This is a genomic window from Exiguobacterium sp. SL-10 (genome assembly GCF_004337025.1).
GTDB lineage: Bacteria > Bacillota > Bacilli > Exiguobacteriales > Exiguobacteriaceae > Exiguobacterium.
In genome coordinates this window covers 38591-58717 of record NZ_SJUP01000010.1, presented here as the reverse complement: position 1 = coordinate 58717, position 20127 = coordinate 38591, and the positions used below count along the sequence as shown (strand labels likewise).

Sequence of the window (20127 nt, the reverse complement as noted above, 5' to 3'; positions counted from 1 at the left end):
CGCCACATGTATAACGTAGCCGTCGTCGGTGCGACCGGTGCCGTCGGCCAAAAAATGATTGACGTATTGACTGAGTATGAATTTCCGATCAACGAATTGATGCTGTACGCATCGTCCCGTTCAGCTGGGAAGACCGTGAACGTGAACGGTACGGACGTCGTCATCCGAGAATTATCGGACGCGATTTACGCAGATCCGATTGATATCGCCCTCTTCTCGGCCGGTGGGAGCATCAGCGAACAATATGCGCCTCGCTTGAGTAAACAAGGGGTCATCGTCATCGACAACTCGAGTGCATTCCGGATGCAAGCGGACATTCCGCTCATCGTCCCGGAAGTGAACCGGGTCGAACTGAGCCCGGACAAGACGCTCATCGCCAACCCGAACTGCTCGACGATCCAATCGGTCGTCGCGCTCGCGCCGCTCGCCGAAGTATACGGGTTGACTCGCGTCGCCTATACGTCGTATCAAGCCGTCTCCGGATCAGGACAAAAAGGGATTGAAGACTTGGAGCGTGGCGCACGTGGGGAAGAGCCGAAGAACTATCCGTATCCGATTTATGATAACGTCTTGCCACATATTGATGTGTTCTTAGAGAACGGTTATACGAAAGAAGAGCAGAAGATGATCGAGGAGACACGCAAGATTTTAAATGCGCCGAACCTCGGTGTCACAGCGACGTGTGTTCGTGTCCCGGTCCGCAACAGCCACGCCGTCTCCATCACGGTCACGCTCGACCGCGACGCGACGCTCGCCGAAGTGAAAGCTGTGCTCGCGGACGCGCCGGGTGTCGTCTTGATGGATAACCCAGGGGAACTCGTCTATCCGACACCGCTCGATGCGAACGGGACAGACGACGTGTACGTCGGCCGTATCCGTGTCGACGAGTCGCAACCGAACACGTTCCATCTCTGGTGCGTCGCTGATAACGTTCGAAAAGGTGCGGCGGCGAACGCCGTTCAAATCGCCCAGTGCATGATCGGGCAGACCGCTACGAAATAAGGGGGAAATCAAATGTTTACAGGAGTCGCAACCGCACTCGCTACACCGTTCCAAGCAGACGGTCAGTTACATCTCACAGCGTGGGAAGCATTGATTGAAGATCAAATCAAAGAAGGCGTCAGCGGCCTCGTCATCGGGGGAACGACTGGTGAAGGCATGACCATCACGGACGAAGAGTTCGAGACGCTTCTCGTCAAAGCGATTGAAGTCGCTGCCGGCCGCACCGTCATCATCGCCGGAACCGGGTCGAACAATACGGCGCTCAGCATTCAAAAGACGAAACGAGCCGCCGAACTTGGAGCCGAGATGGCGATGGTCGTCACACCTTATTACAATAAATCGACGCAAGCGGGTCTGATCGCCCACTTCACAGCGATCGCCGACGCGTCACCGATTCCGCTCATGCTCTACAACGTACCTTCACGGACGGGCGTCGCGCTTGATCCGGCAACGGTCGGAGAACTCGCCGATCATCCACGCATCGCTGCGCTTAAGGAAGCGAGCGGCGATATCTCGGTCATGGCTCAAATGATGGCTCATGTACCAGAAGGCTTCCCGGTCTATTGCGGGAACGATGATCAAATTCTTCCTTATATGGCTTGGGGGGCGCAAGGTGTCGTCTCGGTCCTCTCGAACGTCTATCCGGGTGCGACGGTCGCGCTCGCCGAGGCGCTCCTCGCGGGAGACTTGGAGACGGCGCGCACATGGCAGCTCCGACTGCTCCCGGTCATCGACGAATTGTTCGCTGAAGTGAACCCGATTCCGGTCAAAGCGGCACTAAATGCGCGCGGCTTCGAGTTTGGCGCACCACGCCTCCCGCTCGTCCCGATGAGCGCGACGGCCGAAGCACGCCTCTTGTCGGCGATGGAGCAGTTTAATGAGGTGAGACAGTGAATTTACTCATTCATGGATACGGAGCGATGGGACAAATCGTCGAAGAAGTCGCCCGGACACAAAACGTGAACGTCGCGGCGATTGTCTCGCCGGCTGGAGGGGAACATCCTGCCTCGCTGCAAGACGTCGCCGCCGATGTTGACGTCGTCATCGACTTCTCGAACCCGGCACTGTTGGATGACGTGCTCGCGTTCGGAAAAGCCAAGCACATCCCGCTCGTCATCGCGACGACGGGGTTCTCCGAGGCAGAGCTCGCTAAAATTGAGGCGGCGTCTCAGGAGATCCCGATTTTCCAGTCGTACAATACGTCTTATGGGATCGCTCTCCTGAAACAGTTGCTTGACCAACTCGTCCCGCTCACGCTGGGGTATGACATCGAAGTGATTGAGGCGCATCACCGTAAGAAAGTCGACGCACCGAGCGGGACGGCGGAACTGCTCGCTCGTGCCATCGAGGCGAAACGCGATGTGACACCGGTATATGACCGGACACCGCGGCGGGAAGCGCGTGCGGCTGATGAACTCGGCATGCACTCGGTACGTGGAGGGACGATCTTCGGTGAACATACCGTCCTGTTTGCCGGAGACGATGAAATGCTTGAATTGAAACACACGGCTCTGTCCAAACGTGTCTTCGCGAACGGGGCACTCGCTGCGGCGGCAACGATTCTTGACCGCCCAGCCGGATTATACAATTTAACGAACCTATACGAGGAGGCCACTTATGTTACTCACAAACGCTTATGAAATCGCGCAATACATTAAAGATGCCAAGAAAGAAACGCCTGTCAAACTATACGTCAACGGTCAATTGGCCGGTCTTACGATCGAAGATGCCAAAGCTTTCGGAACGGACGAGTCGAAGCTGTTTTTGACGACAGCAGAACGTGCGGCCGCTTTCGTTGAAGCGAACGCAGCCGTCATCACGGACACACATCTCGAGTACGATCGCCGGAACAGTGCCGTACCGATGCTCGACACGACACAGTTGAACGCCCGCATCGAACCAGGTTCGTTTATCCGTGACCACGTTCAAATCGGCAACAACGTTGTCGTCATGATGGGGGCCGTCATCAATATCGGTGCCGTCATCGGCGACGGGTCGATGGTCGACATGAACGCGGTCATTGGTGCCCGCGGAACGCTTGGCAAAAACGTCCACCTTGGCGCCGGCGCCGTCGTGGCGGGTGTCCTTGAGCCACCTTCAAAAGACCCGGTCATCATTGAAGATGGTGTCATGGTCGGTGCGAACGCCGTCATCTTGGAAGGTGTTCGCATCGGTGAAAATGCCGTCGTCGCAGCAGGCAGTGTCGTCACACAAGACGTACCGGCCGGCGTCGTCGTCGCCGGTACGCCAGCCCGCGTCATCAAGCAGAAGGATGAAAAAACAGCAGAAAAAACACAACTTGTTGATGACTTACGCTCCCTGTAACGTATAATAGACAGAAAATATAAACAATGAATGGGAGAGTTGAACTATGGAACAGTATGGACAATGGATGTGGAAAGACGGGGCTTGGATTGAACCGAGTGACGCGAATACGAGCATTATGACACACGCGATTCACTACGGTAGCGGGTTCTTCGAAGGAATTCGGGCGTATCATACCGAGGAAGGTCCAGCCATCTTCCGACTCCGTGAACACTTGGAGCGACTCGTTCGGTCGTGTGCTTACTATCACGTCGAACTCCCGTACACGGTCGATGAGCTCGAACAGGCGACGATTGAATTGATCGAACGCAACGGCTTTGAAGCGTGTTACATCCGTCCATTCGTTTTCCTCGGCACACCTTGGCAGGCACTCATGCCGACGCAGGAAACGAAAGTACACGTCGCGATTTCGTGCTGGCCGCTCGGCGAATACTTCAGCAAGACGGTCGGGATCCGCGCGAAAGTCGCATCGTACCGTCGCGTCTCTTCGACGATGATGCCGATGCAAGCGAAAGCGGCAGCGAACTATATGAACTCGCAACTCCTTAAAGGAGAAGCGGTCCGCGACGGGTATGACGAAGCGATCGCCCTCGACATGAACGGAAACGTCAGCGAGGCGAGCGTCGCCAACATCTTCCTCGTCAAAGGAAACAAAATTTTCACACCGTCACTCGACTGTTCGGTGCTCGACGGTATCACGCGTCAAACGGTGATCGAACTTGCCCGTGAGGAAGGGTTCGAGGTCATCGAACGCCACATCGGACGTGACGAACTATATGTCGCAGATGAGATCTTCTTGACGGGAACAGCAGCTGAAGTGACGAGCGTCATCGAAATCGACAACATTTCGATCGGTGGCGGCGTCCAGACAGTCGCGACGAATATGCTCGCACGTTACCGTGAGGCTGTAACAGGACAAATCGCAAGCCACCGCGATTGGGTCACATTCGTCAAAGCAGGAGTCATAGAATAAAGGAGTTTTTGTATGGGAGTCACAATTGACTTAAACGCGATTCGCGAAAACAAACGTCGGATTGAAGCACTTGGCCGACCAGTGTTTGCCGTCGTGAAAAACAACGCCTATAACTTAGGGATGGAGCCAGTTGTGACGACACTGTACGAAGAAGGGGTGCGTCATTTCATGGTGACGACGCTTGACGAGGCGCGCGAGGTGCGGACATCAGCGCCAGAAGCGCGCGTCCTCGTCATGAACCCGGTATACGAGTGGACGAACGTCCATCGCGACGGACTTGACGTCGCCATCAGTTCCTACGACTGGCTCGTCTCGCAACGGGATCAGTTGAATGGCGTCCGGCTTCACTTGAAGCTTGACGTCGGGATGAACCGCTTCGGTGCCAAGACGTTCAAGGAAGCGTTGGCCATCGTCGCCTTCTGCCAAGATGAAGGGCTCGACCTTGTCGGGTTATGTACACACTTTCCACTCGCTGACGCGGACAATGCTGAAATCGAACATAGCGTCCACGTCGAACGGTTCGCCGACTGGTCGAATCGTCTCATCGAACGCCATTCGTTTGAAATCGTGCACGCGGCCAACAGCGCCGCGACGCTTCAAGCGGACTCGCGTCTCGGACATTGCACGCACGTTCGTGTCGGCATCTTCCTTTATGGCTATTCCTCGGTCGAACCGGTCGAGTGGCTCGTCCCAGCGTTTCGCTGGGAGACGGAAGTCGTCGCGGTGCATGACATCGAGGCCGGTGCCCATGTCGGTTACGGTACGGGCTACACGGCGGAGACGAATGAACGCATCGCCGTGCTCTCCGTCGGCTATGGCGATGGACTCATGCGCGCCCGGCGCTTCTTGCCGGCCCATATCGAAGGCCGCGCTTATCCGTTCATTAGCAACATCTTCATGAGCCATAGTTTCTTGCGTGTCGATGACACCGTTCAAGTCGGAGACCGTGTCGAACTATACGGCCATCTCACGAAAATCGATGACGTGACCCGCACCGGGCACGCCAATAACTCAGAACAATTATGCGCACGCTCATGGCGTGTCCCGCACCGCTTTGAAGGAGGCAATGTATGTACACCACCAACCAATCAGTTTGTATGATCGAAGGCGTGTCCGTCCGTGAACTTCAAGCGACGTACGGGACGCCACTCTATATCATGAGTGAACCGGAGCTCGAACGTCGTCTTGGCCTTGTCCGGAGCGCATTCCTCGACAAGTATCCGAACACGTACGCACTTTACGCCTCAAAAGCGATGTCGATCGCGGCCGTGTATGAGAAAGTGATTGCGGCGGGCTTGAGCATCGACGTCGTCTCACGCGGTGAGATGTTCGTCGCGCTCCACGCAGGTGTTCCAGCTGACCGGATTCACGTCCATGGGTCGAACAAGACGGTACAGGACATCACGTTCGCACTCGAGAACGGCATCACCCACTTTACGATTGACAACATGCGCGAGATTGGACTGTTGTCGGGTCTCGCCGTTGAACAAGGGGTAGACGTCGATGTGTTACTCCGCATCGTCCCACAAGTCGTCGGAGGCGCTCACGAGGCGATTCAGACGGGTGGAGTCGATACGAAGTTCGGCTTCCCGACTCATGACGATGCGTATCTCGAAGCAATCAAGGCGACGCTGCAGGCAGAACGTCTGCAGTTGCAGGGAATTCATTGCCACGTCGGCTCGCAGATTCAAGAACCGACGCTGTTCATCAATACGGTCAAAACGATGGTCAACTTCATCGAGACGATTCGTCAACAGACGGGCTATACCGCCGACGTCTTGAACATCGGTGGCGGCTTCGGTGTCGCCTACCTCGAGTCGGACGATCCGCTCGATTTCGCCGATACGATGACGCAAGTGATGGACACGCTCGTCGCGGAAGTAAACCGCTTCGGTCTACCGCTCCCGAAAATTGGGATCGAACCAGGTCGTTGGCTCGTTGCTAACGCCGGTGCGACGCTCTATGAAGTCGGGACGGTGAAAGAAGTGAGCGGTGTCCGCACGTACGTCTCGGTCGACGGGGGGATGACGGATAATATTCGTCCGGCCCTTTATGACGCCGAATATGATGTGATTGCGGCGACGCGGATGGATGAGCCGAAGACGCTCGAAGCGAAGATCGTCGGGGCGTGCTGTGAGTCGGGAGACATCATCTCGAACCGCTCGCTCATCCCGCCGGTCGAAGCGGGCGATCTCCTCCTCGTCAAAGCGACGGGGGCGTATAACTTTTCGATGGCGAGTAACTATAACCAGATGCTCCGCCCGGCCGTCGTCTTCGTGAAGGACGGGACACACCGTCTCGTCGTCCGCAGACAGACGCTCGAAGATTTGGTCGTCTGTGAGATTGTTGGGCAGTCGACATGATACGATGAACGCATTCCTGAATCAGGGATGCGTTCTTTTTTCGAAGTCATTCCTCTTCAAATGAGAACTGTTTTCAATTATGATGAAAGAGAGAATAGAGGGGGAAGTGATGGGAATGGAAAAGACAGTAGGACAGCAGTTGATTGAATCGCGACGGACGATTCGGGTGTTCACGGAAGAACCGATTGCGACGAAAGTACTCTATGAGTTGCTGGCATCGGCGCATCAAGCACCGTTTCATAATAAAGTCGAGCCGTGGAATCTCTATTTGTTCAACGGGGACGGAAAAGACGTCTTGCTTCATGCGCTCGAACCGGCGTTTGCCGACGGTCCCGAAGCGAAGCGCGAGAAAATTGCGGGACGAATTCGAAATGCGGCCGCCTGTATATATGTGACGACGAAACAGTTCGAGACGGACAAAGGGAAGAAAGATGCGCTGCTCGCCACGGCGACGATGATTCAAAACTTTCATTTATTATGTAGTGAGCAACAGATCGGCCTCGTCTGGCGGACGGGTGGCATTTTCGAAGACGCCCGTCTCCAAGAGCTGATCGGGGCCGATGGGGAGACGTTCGTCGGATTGCTTCAGCTCGGACGATATGAGGATGTGCCACCGATGAAACAGCGTGAGTCCATCGATGCCAGTTTGACAATCTTTGAATGAACGAAAAGCCCGGTCGTGAGTAGACTACGACCGGGCGAAGATGTATGAATGGATAGACTGAGACGTTCTTTTGGGCGCTCAGTTTATTTTTTTAGCTTGTTTGCGAGCCAATCTTGAATGACATTCGTTGGAATCATTTTGTTCACGTTCCCTTAATTTTAGTTTCTTCCTCTTTAGTATTATCCGATTGCAACCGTTCCCAAACCTCTCGATGTGTGCCTTGTAGCGTATCGTCGAACGAATCCTCGATATGCAGGCAATAGCTTGGGTTTACGGACGAGGCGTACAAGTCTAACATGAGTTCGGCATGGTTTGGATACATTACAATTGGCCCCTTTCGACACGTCGGCTTGACTACATCCTCAGTATACAAAGGAAACATGAAGAAAAATCGGGATAATCGTTAACAATTTATGAATCTTGTAAACGCTTTCACAATCTTTGGGTCGATGTGAGTGGCTCGCATGTCGTCAAGTACTGCTCAGCCCGTTTGGCGTATTTGTTGACGGTCCGTTCCATGATGAAGCGATCCTCGTCATTGAGCGGACGGACGACTTTGGCGGGCACGCCCATGACCATGACGCCTTCTGGGATTTGCATATTTGGTGTGACGAGTGCACCGGCCGCGATGAATGAACCCTTGCCGATCTTAGCCCCGTCGAGGACGGTCGCATGCATGCCGATGAGACAGCCTTCTTCGATTTCGCAACCGTGAATCATCGCCATATGACCGATCGACACCCGGTCATGGATGATGGTCGGGGACCCTTCATATTGGTGGACCATCGACCCGTCTTGAATATTCACGTAAGAACCAATTTGAATCGGTCCCTCATCTCCTCGAATGACCGTATTGAACCAGACACCGGAATGGGCGCCGATGGTAACGTCACCGATGACGTGGGCTCCTGGTGCGATGAAGACTGTCTCATCGACGTGTGGAATCAGTTCGCCTAATTTATATTGCATATGTGTAACCCCTTTCAAATGGATATGCTTTCATTGTCGCATAAGTTGAAAAAGAAATTGCACCGGAAAGATTATTCTTGTTAAGATAGTAAAAATACGTAGAAAAAAGGAGACACACAGATGGAGAAACAACATTTGATCGACATCGCGGCGAAAAAAAAGAAAGCAGCGGTCGTCTTTAAGGATGTGGCGGTCATCGATGTCTACAGCCGTGAGACGATTCGCACCGATGTCGCGATCGACGCCGGCTATATCGTGGCCATCGGGGACGGTTACGAAGGGGAGACCGAATACCATGACCCGTCATGGACACTCGCGCCGTCGTTCATCGACGCACATGTCCATATCGAGTCATCGATGGTCCCACCTCATGAGTTTGCCAAAGCCGTGCTTCCGCTCGGGGTGACGACGGTCATCGCCGACCCGCACGAGATCGCGAACGTGAACGGGGCGCTCGGCATCGAATATATGCTCACCGATGCCAAAGGGTTGCCGCTCGACGTCCGAATGATGCTACCAAGTTGCGTTCCGGCGACGCCGTTCGAGCACGCAGGGGCGAAGCTATACGCCGAGGATTTGGCACCATTTTTAGGGGACCCGGGCGTACACGGTCTCGGTGAAGTGATGGACTATCCGTCCGTCGAGTCCGGGAGCGAGGACATGCTTCAAAAGATCGCCCAGACAGAACGCGCTGGGAAAGTCGTCGACGGTCATGCCTCAGGCCTTGGACCTGATCAGTTGAACGTGTACCGTACAGCGGGCATCATGACCGACCACGAGTGTACGACGGCGGAAGAAGCACTTGAACGCGTGCGTCGCGGCTTTTACGTTCAAATTCGGGAAGGGTCGGTCGCTCGAAACGTCGAGAAAGTCAGCCGTGCCATCACCGAGAGCAACGCCCACCGGTTCTTGTTCTGTACGGACGATAAGCATTTGGACGATCTTGTCGCCGAGGGCGGAATCGACTACAACATTCGCATGGCCATCAAACAAGGCGTCAAGCCAGAGACGGCCTATGCCGTTGCCAGTCTTCACGCGGCCGAGGCATACGGTTTGAAAGACGTCGGTGCCATCGCCCCGGGTAAACGAGCGAACTTCGTCATCTTGTCAGACGTCCAATCGGTGAAAATCGAAACTGTCTACGTGAACGGGGAGGTCGTCGCCAAAGAAGGCAAGGCGACGTTCGAGGCTGACGGGATTGAAGTGCCGAAACCGATGAAAGGGGAACTCAAACTGCCGGACTTGACAGCAGAATCGTTCCGCTTAGCAGTGAAGGAAGAAGCAGTCGATGTGATTCAAGTGTTACCGAACAGTCTCTTGACGAAGCGGGAGCGTCTTGTCTTCACACCTGATGCGTCCGGAGCGGACCTCGCCCAAGACATTGCCACGCTCGCTGTCATCGAACGTCATCATGGGACGGGGCACATGGCCCTTGCCCCGGTGACAGGTTTCGGTTTGAAGCGAGGGGCACTCGCGGCGACGGTCGCGCATGACAGTCATAACCTCGTCATCGCCGGGGTGAGCCCGGACGACATGTTGCTCGCAGCCGAGACGCTCGAGAAAGTAGGCGGTGGTGTCGTCGCGGTCGCGGATGGCAAAGTGTTAGCCGTCTTGCCGCTCGAAATCGGGGGACTCATGACAAGACGTCCGTACGGAGAAGTGGCGGACGTGCTCGAACAGTTGAACGACGCACTCGACGTCGTCGGGGCACATCGTCACTTCAACCCCTATTTGACGATGTCGTTCCTAGCCCTCCCGGTCATCCCGGATTTGAAGTTGACCGATATGGGACTATTCGACGTCACGACGTTCTCATTTATCGAGTCGTGAGTCCGTCTAACGTATGATTTTTGTTAAGAACGACCCGAAACGATTGAACGCTTTTGTTTAAGTTGGTATAGTTACGACAAGTTTCATCGGTACAAATGAAAGGGGGGATATCACAGATGGAACAAGTTGCATACAACCGGTCGTATGATGAACATGGGGATTTGATCAATTCTGTATATCGTGCCTTCCAAGACCGATGTCAAGAATTGCCTGACGAGACGCGGACGAAACGACGGTTGCGTCACCTGATTTTCTTAACGATCAAAGAACAAACGACGTCACACGCCGAACGATTCGTCTTGTATCATTTCTTTAGTGATTTCTTTAAAGCGGTCGAGTCTGACGATCAAGCCGCACTCGCTGTATTAAAACAAATCATCCGAGATGAAAAAAACTATTGATTAGTCACTATGACCTATGATAATTTAGACGTAACTTTAAATGAATATTCGTGCTATCGATGAGGTAGAGGTGCGATGCTGATGAGTAAGTAGTCCGAGGATGACAACGGTGAAGACTACAGAAAGGCAAGATCGCCGAAGTGTAAAGTCATGTCTCTGACTTTGTGCTGGGCTGACGGGAAATACCCGTCAGACTGCCATACATATTTACGTATGGAGCGCTCCAAGTCGGCTAAGAAAGACGGAACATCCAGCGAGGGTGTCGGCTTTGTTGCCGATGCCCTCGCTTTGCGTTTTTTTAAGCATAGGGGGGCCTCATCTCAAATAGAAGAGGAGGAAATCAGCATGGTAGATTATTCAACTTCGGTACTCTCACTCGTACCGGCTTTACTCGCCATTATTATGGCCATCACAACACGGAAAGTCATTCCGTCACTCGGTGTCGGGATTGTCGCAGGGGTCTTATTGCTTCACAATTTCAACCCGCTCGAATCGATTCAGTATTTATGGTCAAACATCATCGCACTATTCTGGGCGGATGGGGCCATCAATGAATGGAACGTGCTGTTGATCGCGTTCTTGCTCTTGCTCGGCATCTTGTCATCCATCATTCAAACATCAGGCGGTGCCCGTGCGTTTGGTGAATGGGCAGCTTCTAACGTCAAAACGGCTCGTGGCGCCCGCCTCGTCTCGTTCGGCCTTGGAATCTTGATTTTCATCGATGACTATTTCAACAGTCTTGCCGTCGGGAATATTAGCCGACCGCTCACGGACCGGAAAAAAGTATCGCGCGCGAAACTCGCTTATACGATTGACTCGACGGCCGCACCGGTCTGTGTCATTAGTCCGCTCTCGAGCTGGGGAGCGTACATCATCGCCATCATCGCCGGAATTCTTGCGAAGTACTCGATTGATAGCTACTCGTCATTCTCAGCATTCATCCAAATCATTCCGATGAACTTCTACGCCATCTTCGCCCTTATGTTGACGGCTTACGTTGCCTACACCGGACTTGCGATCGGACCGATGCGGACGCATGAGCTACGTGCCCTTCAAGGTGAGCTCTACGATTCATCGAAAGGCGCACCGATGGGGATGAGTGAAGATATTAAAGAACACGATGGCGGGAAAGTCCGCGACTTGATCGTCCCGATCATCGTCTTGATTATTGCCACCGTCTCAGCCATGTTATACACAGGCGGTCAAGCGCTCGCTGCTGATGGTCAAAGTTTCTCGCTTCTCGGTGCGTTCGAGTCAACAGACGTGACGCGGTCACTCGTGACTGGTGCCGTCATCAGCTTGCTCGTTGCTCTCTTGCTCTTGATTGGTCGCAACATTCCAGCCAAGGACTACGGTCATGCGACATGGGCTGGTATCCGTGCCATGTGGCCAGCCGTGCTCATCTTGCTCTTTGCCTGGACGATCATTGCCGTCATCGGGGATATGAAAACCGGTGATTACTTGGCAAGCTTCGTCACGGACTCGATTGCAGCATCTTACTTGCCACTGATCTTGTTCGCAATCGCCGGTCTGATGGCGTTCTCGACAGGGACAAGTTGGGGGACATTCGGTTTGATGCTTCCAATCGGGGCTGACTTGATTATGGCGGTCGATCCGGAGCTGTTGCTTCCGACACTCGCGGCGGTACTCGCTGGTGCGGTATTCGGTGACCACTGTTCACCAATTTCGGATACGACCATCCTCAGTTCGACGGGTGCCGGATCGCACCATATCGACCACGTGTTGACACAACTTCCATACGCTTTGATTGCGGCTGGTGTTTCAGCGGTCGGATATTTGGTCCTCGGCATCACAGGCTCGATGTGGATCGGATTCTTTACAGCATTCGCGACATTCGTCGTATTACTTGTCATCGCTCAAATCATTTCTAAACGCGGACGTGTTCCAGCCGAAATTCGCGCTGAACGTGAAGCTTGATCACTTAAATGAGAGGCGTGCCACAACTCGTGGTACGCCTCTTGGCTTGTCCTAAGTGACGATACACAAACAAACCCTGTCACATGAGTGACAGGGTTTGTTGATTAGTTGACGTCCAACCACTTGAAGCTAGCGTCAGCTCCGAACGGATGGCGGTGCATGTTTTTAATGTTTGAGCGTTCGAGGTACGCCTCACCTTTTTGGTAGATCGGTGCGATCGCAAAGTCATCTTCGAGCAAGATGCGTTCTGCTTCTTGCATCGTTTCCCAACGTTTCATTTGATCGGCTTCTTGTTTTGCACTTTGGATCAATTTGTCATACTCGTCGTTCGAGTAGGCCATCCGGTTGAACGGACCGTCCGTTACCCACATGTCGAGGTACGTCATTGGATCCTGGTAATCAGGGCCCCAGCCAGCAGCAGAGACGTCATAGTCGCCTTCTCCTTCGAGTTCAAGGAAGTTTTTGAACGGTTGTTGCTTGATGTTAAGTGTGAGGCCAGGAAGGTTCTTCTCGAGCTCACCTTTGATATACTCGTTAACTTTTTTGAACGCTTCTTCATCACGTGAGAGGAACTCAAGTTCGACCGTCTCGACACCAAGTTCGGCGAGACCTTTCTCCCATGCGGCTTTCGCCTCGTCGACGTTATAGTTTTGAAGGTCCGGATATTTCTCGCGGAAGTCGGCTCCGTCCTCTGTGAACGTGAAGTCTTTCGCGACGATAAAGTTAGCCGGCTGTGAACCGTCTGTCAAGATGACGTCTGTGACACCTTGCTTATCGAAGCCTTTCGCGAGCGCCTCACGAATGTTGACGTTTTGGAGCGCTTCGTTCTTTTGGTTGAAGCGAAGGAAGTTGATGCGTGCGTCAGCACGAGTCTTGAACTCTTCACTGTCTTGGAATTGTGGCACGAATTCAGACGACAAGAGTGTGTAGTCGACTTCGCCCGATTCGAACAAGTTGACGCCTGTCGCGACTTCTTTGACGACTTTAACGTTGATTGTCTCCATCTTGACGTTGTCAGCATCCCAGTAGTCCGGATTCTTTTTGTACACCCAACCTTCATTGTCTTGCCAGCTGTCTAAGACGTAAGGGCCGTTATAGAGCGTCTTATCGACCGCTGTCGCGAACGACTCGCCTTGCTCTTCGACGAATTCTTGCTTTTGTGGCATGTACGTCGGGAATCCTGTCAACCCGAGGAAGTAAGGGGCAGGTGCCTCCAATTGAACTTCGAGTGTCTTTTCATCGAGTGCTTTCGCACCGAGTGCATCGAGTTCTTCTTCGCCTGCAAGAATCTTGTTGGCGTTTTTCAAGTCCTGAAGGATGTATGCGTACTCGGCGCCTGTCTCAGGGTTGAGGGCGCGTTTCCAAGAGTAGACGAAATCTTCAGCTGTGACTGGTGATCCGTCTGACCAGTTCGCATCACGCAATTTGAACGTGTATGTAAGTCCGTCTTCTGAAATTTCAACGTCTTCAGCAATTCCCGGTACCGGCTGGTTGTTCTCATCAAGACGATACAGTCCCTCGAAGACGTTGTTCGTCACGATGATTGATGTTGAGTCCGTAGTGAGCGTTGGATCGAGCTGTGGTAAATCTGTCGCCGAAACGAGCGTGATTTCCTTCTTCGCATCACCCGATGATGATCCTTCTGATGTGTTAGACGATGATTCTTCTCCGCCGCCACATGCTGCTGTCGCAAGCAAGGCAACACCCGATAAAGCTAACCATTTCTTATTACGCATTGTCATACCTCCCGAAAATTCTGATTGTTTCGAATATATTGTCATTAAACTATAAACAGAATGAATAAGCAATTAATTTTTTTAATTATTCGAAAATATAAACATTAGTAAAATACCTATCTAAACGTCATTGTATTCAGTAGAATAAGGAAATCGCCGAATGAATATACATTATTGATGTATAGTTATTCGTCAGACGTCAACTGTTTTTGGAGGGTTTGGAATGAAAGGACAATCAGCCGGAATCGGCTTTTTCGGGCTTGCTGCGATGGTCGTCGGAACGATGATTGGCGGAGGCGCATTTAACTTGCCTGGCGCGATGGCGCAAGGTGCCGGGGTCGGTTCGGTCTTGATCGGTTGGACGATCACGGGTATCGGCATGGTCATGCTCGCGTTCGTGTTTCAATTTTTAGCGAATACGAGACCTGAACTTGAAGGTGGGATTTACGCCTATGCGAAGGAAGGGTTCGGCAAGTTTGTCGGATTCAATAGCGGATGGGGCTATTGGATGTCCGCATGGATCGGGACGGTGGCAAACATCACATTGATTTTTAGCACGCTCAGCTACTTCTTTCCGATTTTTTCGTCAGAGCATCGAACGTTTCGTTTAATCATGAGCGCAGTCGTCATTTGGGGATTGTTTTGGATTATCTCACGCGGGATGAGAGAGGCGGCACTCCTCAATATCGTCACGACGATCGCAAAGCTCGTCCCGATTTTCTTATTTATCGTCCTGATCTTGTTCGCCTTCCGGATCGACACGTTTCAAATTGATTTTTGGGGGCAATCCGGATTTAGCTGGTCACAAGTGTTCCCACAAGTGAAGTCGACAATGCTCGTGACACTTTGGGCCTTCGTCGGCATCGAAGGAGCGGTCGTCTTGTCATCACGCGCCCGCCATAAACGGGACGTCGGACGGGCGACGGTGATCGGTCTTATCGGGACGCTCGTCATTTACATGATGATTTCAATCCTCTCGTTCGGGGTGATGACACAAGAGCAACTCGCGTCGCTCGCAGAACCGTCGATGGCGTACGTACTCGAGGCAGTCGTCGGTCCTGTCGGTGCGACCATCATTAACATCGGACTCCTCGTCTCGCTCTCCGGTGCGTTGCTTGGGTGGACGATTCTTGCGACCGAGATTTCCTATTTGGCAAGTCGCGATGGGGTGTTCCCTAAACTGTTCAACCGAATCAACCGAAACGAGACACCGGTGAGTGCGCTGTTCATCACGCAAGTCTTCACGCAACTCGTCACCATGATCGCCTTGTTCTCCGAACAGACCTATTTGGTGCTCTCGAGCATCGCCGGGATTGCAGCACTCGTCCCGTACTTGTTTTCCGCCTTGTTCGGCTGGAAAGAGGCGCGACGCACTGGGGCACGCTCGATGCTCGTCATGTCGGGAATCGCGACCATCTATGCGGCCTGGCTCCTCTATGCGTCAGGTGTCGAATATATGCTCATCGCGATGATTCTTTACGCGCCAGGCGTGTTCGTCTTCATGCTGGCCGAACGCGAACAGGGACGGCCGTTCCTCAGCCGCCTGCAATATATGATCGCGCTCGTCATCCTATTGGCAGCCACGTACGGTGTCTACGGAATATGGACAGCAACGATCAGCCTGTGAAAAAAACCATCGGATGTCGTGAGACATCCGATGGTTTTTGTTATGGTCGTTCGCCCGTCAACAAACGAAATACTTCGATTGGAGGCATCGGTTTGGCGTACAAGAAACCTTGGAACGAATCGCAGGCGGTTTGTCTCAAGTGATCGAGCATCTCCTGGTCTTCGACCCCTTCGGCCACGACGTGCAAGTGTAGGCTCTTCCCAAGATGGACGATGACGTCGAGCAAGTGTGACTTCGATGCTAGCCAGTCGTCTAAAAAGACTTTATCGATTTTTAGTTCGTCCACCGGGAACGACTTCAAGTATTGAAGTGAAGAGAAGCCAGTCCCGAAGTCATCAATCGATAAGCGATAGTCGAGGCGCTTGATTTGATTCATCCGCGCAATGATTTCATCCGTCTGTTGCATGACGAGACTTTCCGTGATCTCGAGAATGATATCGGACGGGTTTAAATTGAGTTGTTGTTTAATGTTTCGAAGCGTGTTGATGAAACTATCACTCCGGAATTGATTCGGTGAGATGTTGACGGCCATCGACAACGGATAATCGACGAGACGTTGCCACGCTTTCAACTGTTTGGCTGCCTCCAGGATGACCCAGTTGTTAATTGGGATAATGAGCGCCATTTCCTCGGCGAGCGGAATGAACTCCGATGGCGGGATTTGACCGAGTTCATCGTGATGCCAACGAAGAAGCGCTTCGAACCCGATGAGCGTATCGGTCTTCAACTCGAACTTTGGTTGATACTCCAAATAAAAATGTTTTTCCTCGAGCGCTTGATAGAGCGCCTTTTCGATATGGATTTGCCTAGAGAATGCATCGTCCATGTCTTTCGTGACGAACTGAATCGTCCCGACGCCAATCCGTTTTCCTTTGAACAAAGCGCTCTCGGCTCGCGTATATAGTTCTTCTAATGAAGACGTAGCCGATGGATAGAAGACGCAACCGATTGAAATCGACACCATGATCGAATGATGATAAATCCGGAACGGGCGTTGCAGTTCATGTTGTAGTTGACGCAACAACTGGAACACTTCTTCTTTCGACTCTTCAAAGAACAGCAGTCCGAACAAACCACCCGATGGATGGAACATGACGCTCGTCTCCGGTATGAACTGAGTGGCCCGTTCCTTGATTTGGATGAGCAGTTCGTTGCCGACGCGAGAGCCGAACGATTCGTTGATGATTTTGAAACGATCAATGTCGAACAAAGCGACATGAATCAAGCCGTCCCCTTGATCGATATCCTGCAGGATATGAGCATATTGACGAAGCCATCCCTTTTTATTCAATAGACCGGTCAAATCGTTATGATAGGCGAGGTACTTGACATCTTGCTCGAGTCGCTTTTTATCTGAGACGTCAAACCCGAAGGCGGTATATTGCAAGACGTCGCCATCTTCGTTCAAAATCGGAATGATCGTCAAATTGAGCCAGCACGTGTTCGTCACATGTCGCTCGGAACGGATTGGCATCTCGCCGTTCCAAATGCGATTGGTCGTAAGCGCTTGAAGCACGTCCTCGCAAATCGGGTCGTTCTCGAATGAGGGATGGATGAGGTCGAACCAACGACTGCCGATAAATTGATGATCAGTTGCTCCGATGAATCCACATAACAACGGGTTGATCTCGGTGATTTCCCCGTGTGCGTTCGTAGCCAAATAATAAGTCGACTGCTCAATCATCGCTTGAAAGTGATGGAGCAAGTTGAACTGTTCCGTGCTTAGGAGGGGACTAAACCCTTTCGGTAAAAAGGCTAGAAAATAGCCGGTGAAGTCATTGATGGAGAAGGTTTGTAAATAGGCGGTCGCATAGACGATCGATCCGTCTTTATGTTTGAACGGCGTCATTGCCGTCGTCGAGAACGGATATTGAAGGAGCAGTGGCGACCACGTCTCGAGCGTATATTCTAAGTGCTCGACGACCGGGAGCGGGCGGTGAAGGACATCGCCGCGTCTCCATCCGAAGAGCGATTCAGCATGTTCGTTCCAAAGAAGGACGTTGCCATCGAGATTGATATAACAGCATGGGACAGATAAAGCATCGATGAACTCGTCAATCGGCAAATCACGCAATGAAGCCACAACCTTTCCCCCAATCTACGTCAAATGAGTCATACTCTACGTTTAGTGTACCTTATTTTCCCAACTCGAGGAATGGGCAAGTTGGTCGTTGTCAAAAGAAAGACGGTCATCATATACTGAAGGAGTAAGATAGTTTTTTTTGATAAGGGGGAAATCAAATGTCAAAGACACAAGAAGTGATTGAATTAACAGAGAAGTTCGGGGCGCACAACTATCATCCACTTCCGATCGTCATCTCGGAAGCGAAGGGGATCTGGGTGACGGACCCGGAGGGGAACCGCTACATGGATATGTTGAGCGCATATTCAGCTGTCAACCAAGGGCACTGCCATCCGAAAATCATTCAAGCATTAAAAGATCAGGCAGATAAAATCACGTTGACGTCACGTGCATTTTATAACGATCAGCTCGGCCGCTTCTATAAAAAAGTGGCAGCGCTTACAAACAAAGAGATGGTACTACCGATGAACACGGGCGCGGAAGCGGTGGAAACGGCGGTCAAAGCATCACGTCGTTGGGCGTATGAAGTGAAACAAATCCCGGGACAAGCAGAAATCATCGTCTGTTCGGGCAACTTCCACGGTCGGACGATGGCGGCGGTATCGATGTCGACTGAAGCGGAATATCAACGTGGATTCGGGCCGTTATTGCCAGGCTTCAAAGTCGTCCCGTACGGTGATATCGATGCCTTCGAAGCGGCGATCACGGAAAATACGGCAGCGTTCATCGTTGAGCCGATTCAAGGCGAAGCAGGCATCATCATCCCACCGGCTGGTTATTTGAAACGCGCCAGTGAACTGTGTCAGCAGCATAACGTCTTGTTCGTGGCCGACGAGATTCAATCAGGGCTCGGACGCTCAGGCAAATGGTTCGCCATCGAATGGGAAGAAGTGGAGCCGGATATGTATATTCTCGGAAAAGCGCTCGGGGGGGGCGTATTCCCGGTATCATGTGTCGCGGCCAATGAGAACGTATTAAGTGTGTTCAATCCAGGGTCACACGGATCGACGTTCGGTGGGAACCCGCTCGCGGCAGCCGTCTCAATCGCGTCGCTCGAAGTGCTTGAAGAAGAACAATTACCAGAGCGTTCACTTGAGCTCGGGACGTACTTCATGGATCGGTTGAAATCAATCGACAATCCACTCATCCACGATGTCCGTGGGCGTGGCTTGTTCATCGGGATCGAATTGACGGAAGCGGCGCGTCCTTACTGTGAGGCGCTCAAAGAACGCGGTCTGCTCTGTAAAGAGACGCACGAGACAGTGATTCGTTTGGCGCCACCGCTCGTCATCACGAAAGAAGAGCTCGACGAGGCGTTCGAGGCGATTTCGGCCGTGTTCGCACCAGCAGCTATTTCGTGATCGTGCATCGCTTGGTATAATGAATGCAGAATCAAAACACCTGTCTCGCGATCTGTTCGCGACAGGTGTTTTTTTAAAGGGAGGTGAGGCCATGCTCTATGTATACGTCGGGTTGGCCGGTGCTCTCGGTGCCCTCACGCGTTACGGGTTCGGGATGGCGATTGGGTCGTATTGGATTGGGGTGTTTCCGCTCGGGACCCTCGTCATCAACGTGATAGGCAGTTTTATTCTCGGATGGCTGACGCATTTCTCATTCCGTTCCGGAAGATTGTCACCGACGGCCGTCACCGCACTCGGGACCGGGTTCATCGGGTCATTCACGACGTTTTCAACGTTCAGTGTGGAGACGATTCAACTGCTAGAGGCCGGTGCGCTCGGCTCAGCCCTGCTTTATGTGACGCTCAGTCTCGGCCTCGGGCTGTTCAGTTCATGGCTCGGATTTTGGCTTGGTCGGCGACGGTTCAATCGATTTTTGGCGCGAGAGGAGGGAGCACGATGACGCTTCTCGTCATCATGATTGGCGCTTTCTTCGGTGCGATCGCGCGATTTGGGATCGGTCAGTTCGTCAAAACAAGGACGACATCGGCGTTTCCTTGGGCGACGCTCATCGTCAATGTGACCGGTTCGTTCGGCCTTGGGTATTTATATGGAGTGAGTGTTCACCCGACGCTCATGCTCGGTCTCGGTGTCGGTTTTCTCGGGTCGTTCACGACGTTCTCGACGTTCAAGCTCGAAGTGATGCGGTTCGTCGCCAAAGATTGGGTTCGTTTCGGCACCTATCTGCTCGCAACGTATATCCTCGGGCTGATCGCGGCCTATCTCGGTTATCATCTGCCATGACAAATCCCTCGGAAC

General features: G+C 52.6%; 18 protein-coding genes and 1 riboswitch. Of the genes, 15 read left to right on the top strand and 3 right to left on the bottom strand.

The genetic code is table 11. The features are described 5' to 3' along the window. The first annotated feature begins 6 nt into the window (after positions 1-6). The 8 genes from EVJ33_RS11530 to EVJ33_RS11495 all read left to right on the top strand — a co-directional run bounded on the left by EVJ33_RS11530 (position 7) and on the right by EVJ33_RS11495 (position 7327). Positions 7-1002: an aspartate-semialdehyde dehydrogenase gene (locus EVJ33_RS11530; protein WP_131437273.1), complete on the top strand. Its 996-nt coding sequence runs from the start codon at positions 7-9 to the stop codon at positions 1000-1002. Positions 1003-1014: 12 nt separating this feature from the next. Continuing rightward, positions 1015-1896, top strand: a complete 882-nt coding sequence (dapA, locus tag EVJ33_RS11525) for a 4-hydroxy-tetrahydrodipicolinate synthase (RefSeq protein WP_131437271.1) — start codon at positions 1015-1017, stop codon at positions 1894-1896. Further along, positions 1893-2642, top strand: a complete 750-nt coding sequence (gene dapB / locus EVJ33_RS11520; RefSeq protein WP_131437269.1) for a 4-hydroxy-tetrahydrodipicolinate reductase — start codon at positions 1893-1895, stop codon at positions 2640-2642. Before dapA ends, dapB begins: the two co-directional genes overlap by 4 nt. Continuing rightward, a complete protein-coding gene (dapD, locus tag EVJ33_RS11515) occupies positions 2620-3327 on the top strand; it encodes a 2,3,4,5-tetrahydropyridine-2,6-dicarboxylate N-acetyltransferase (protein WP_131437267.1) in 708 nt (235 codons plus the stop codon). Before dapB ends, dapD begins: the two co-directional genes overlap by 23 nt. A gap of 46 nt (positions 3328-3373) precedes the next feature. Continuing rightward, on the top strand, positions 3374-4300 hold the full coding sequence (locus EVJ33_RS11510) for a branched-chain amino acid transaminase (RefSeq protein ID WP_131437265.1): 927 nt from the start codon (positions 3374-3376) through the stop codon (positions 4298-4300). A gap of 12 nt (positions 4301-4312) precedes the next feature. Next, the gene (alr, locus tag EVJ33_RS11505; protein WP_131437263.1) at positions 4313-5401 is read left to right on the top strand and encodes an alanine racemase; all 1089 of its coding nucleotides are present in this window, start codon (positions 4313-4315) and stop codon (positions 5399-5401) included. Beyond that, the gene (gene lysA, locus EVJ33_RS11500; RefSeq protein ID WP_236634610.1) at positions 5371-6663 is read left to right on the top strand and encodes a diaminopimelate decarboxylase; all 1293 of its coding nucleotides are present in this window, start codon (positions 5371-5373) and stop codon (positions 6661-6663) included. Before alr ends, lysA begins: the two co-directional genes overlap by 31 nt. Positions 6664-6778: 115 nt before the next feature. Continuing rightward, positions 6779-7327, top strand: coding sequence for a nitroreductase family protein (locus EVJ33_RS11495; protein WP_131437261.1), 549 nt, complete (start codon positions 6779-6781; stop codon positions 7325-7327). Between the two features lie 432 nt (positions 7328-7759). On the opposite strand, the gene EVJ33_RS11485 is transcribed toward EVJ33_RS11495, so the two are convergent. Beyond that, entirely contained in the window at positions 7760-8296 is a 537-nt protein-coding gene (locus tag EVJ33_RS11485; protein ID WP_131437259.1) for a gamma carbonic anhydrase family protein, read from the bottom strand. Positions 8297-8416: 120 nt separating this feature from the next. Between EVJ33_RS11485 and ade the strand changes: the two genes are divergently transcribed. From ade to EVJ33_RS11470, 3 genes are all read left to right on the top strand, one after another. Next, positions 8417-10126 carry an adenine deaminase gene (gene ade, locus EVJ33_RS11480; RefSeq protein WP_131437257.1) on the top strand — a complete coding sequence of 570 codons (1710 nt, stop codon included), beginning with the start codon at positions 8417-8419 and terminating at the stop codon, positions 10124-10126. A gap of 116 nt (positions 10127-10242) precedes the next feature. Then, the gene (locus EVJ33_RS11475) at positions 10243-10527 is read left to right on the top strand and encodes a hypothetical protein (RefSeq protein ID WP_131437255.1); all 285 of its coding nucleotides are present in this window, start codon (positions 10243-10245) and stop codon (positions 10525-10527) included. Positions 10528-10584: 57 nt separating this feature from the next. Further along, a riboswitch (Lysine riboswitch) is annotated at positions 10585-10759 on the top strand. A gap of 113 nt (positions 10760-10872) precedes the next feature. Then, a complete protein-coding gene (locus EVJ33_RS11470; RefSeq protein ID WP_131437253.1) occupies positions 10873-12465 on the top strand; it encodes a Na+/H+ antiporter NhaC family protein in 1593 nt (530 codons plus the stop codon). Positions 12466-12569: 104 nt separating this feature from the next. Here EVJ33_RS11470 and EVJ33_RS11465 read toward each other — a convergent pair whose 3' ends face one another. Then, positions 12570-14201 carry a peptide ABC transporter substrate-binding protein gene (locus EVJ33_RS11465; protein ID WP_131437251.1) on the bottom strand — a complete coding sequence of 544 codons (1632 nt, stop codon included), beginning with the start codon at positions 14199-14201 and terminating at the stop codon, positions 12570-12572. Positions 14202-14424: 223 nt separating this feature from the next. On the opposite strand from EVJ33_RS11465, the gene EVJ33_RS11460 reads away from it, so the two are divergent. Next, complete coding sequence (locus tag EVJ33_RS11460; protein ID WP_131437249.1) at positions 14425-15828, top strand: basic amino acid/polyamine antiporter; 1404 nt, start codon at positions 14425-14427, stop codon at positions 15826-15828. Between the two features lie 40 nt (positions 15829-15868). Here EVJ33_RS11460 and EVJ33_RS11455 read toward each other — a convergent pair whose 3' ends face one another. Further along, positions 15869-17911 carry an EAL domain-containing protein gene (locus EVJ33_RS11455; protein WP_131437247.1) on the bottom strand — a complete coding sequence of 681 codons (2043 nt, stop codon included), beginning with the start codon at positions 17909-17911 and terminating at the stop codon, positions 15869-15871. 158 nt (positions 17912-18069) lie between these two features. Between EVJ33_RS11455 and EVJ33_RS11450 the strand changes: the two genes are divergently transcribed. The 3 genes from EVJ33_RS11450 to EVJ33_RS11440 all read left to right on the top strand — a co-directional run bounded on the left by EVJ33_RS11450 (position 18070) and on the right by EVJ33_RS11440 (position 20112). Further along, a complete protein-coding gene (locus EVJ33_RS11450; protein ID WP_131437245.1) occupies positions 18070-19272 on the top strand; it encodes an ornithine--oxo-acid transaminase in 1203 nt (400 codons plus the stop codon). 91 nt (positions 19273-19363) lie between these two features. Continuing rightward, the gene (gene crcB / locus EVJ33_RS11445) at positions 19364-19771 is read left to right on the top strand and encodes a fluoride efflux transporter CrcB (protein WP_131437243.1); all 408 of its coding nucleotides are present in this window, start codon (positions 19364-19366) and stop codon (positions 19769-19771) included. After that, entirely contained in the window at positions 19768-20112 is a 345-nt protein-coding gene (locus tag EVJ33_RS11440; protein WP_131437241.1) for a fluoride efflux transporter FluC, read from the top strand. The genes crcB and EVJ33_RS11440 overlap by 4 nt, the downstream gene beginning before the upstream one ends. The last annotated feature ends 15 nt before the right edge of the window (positions 20113-20127 follow it).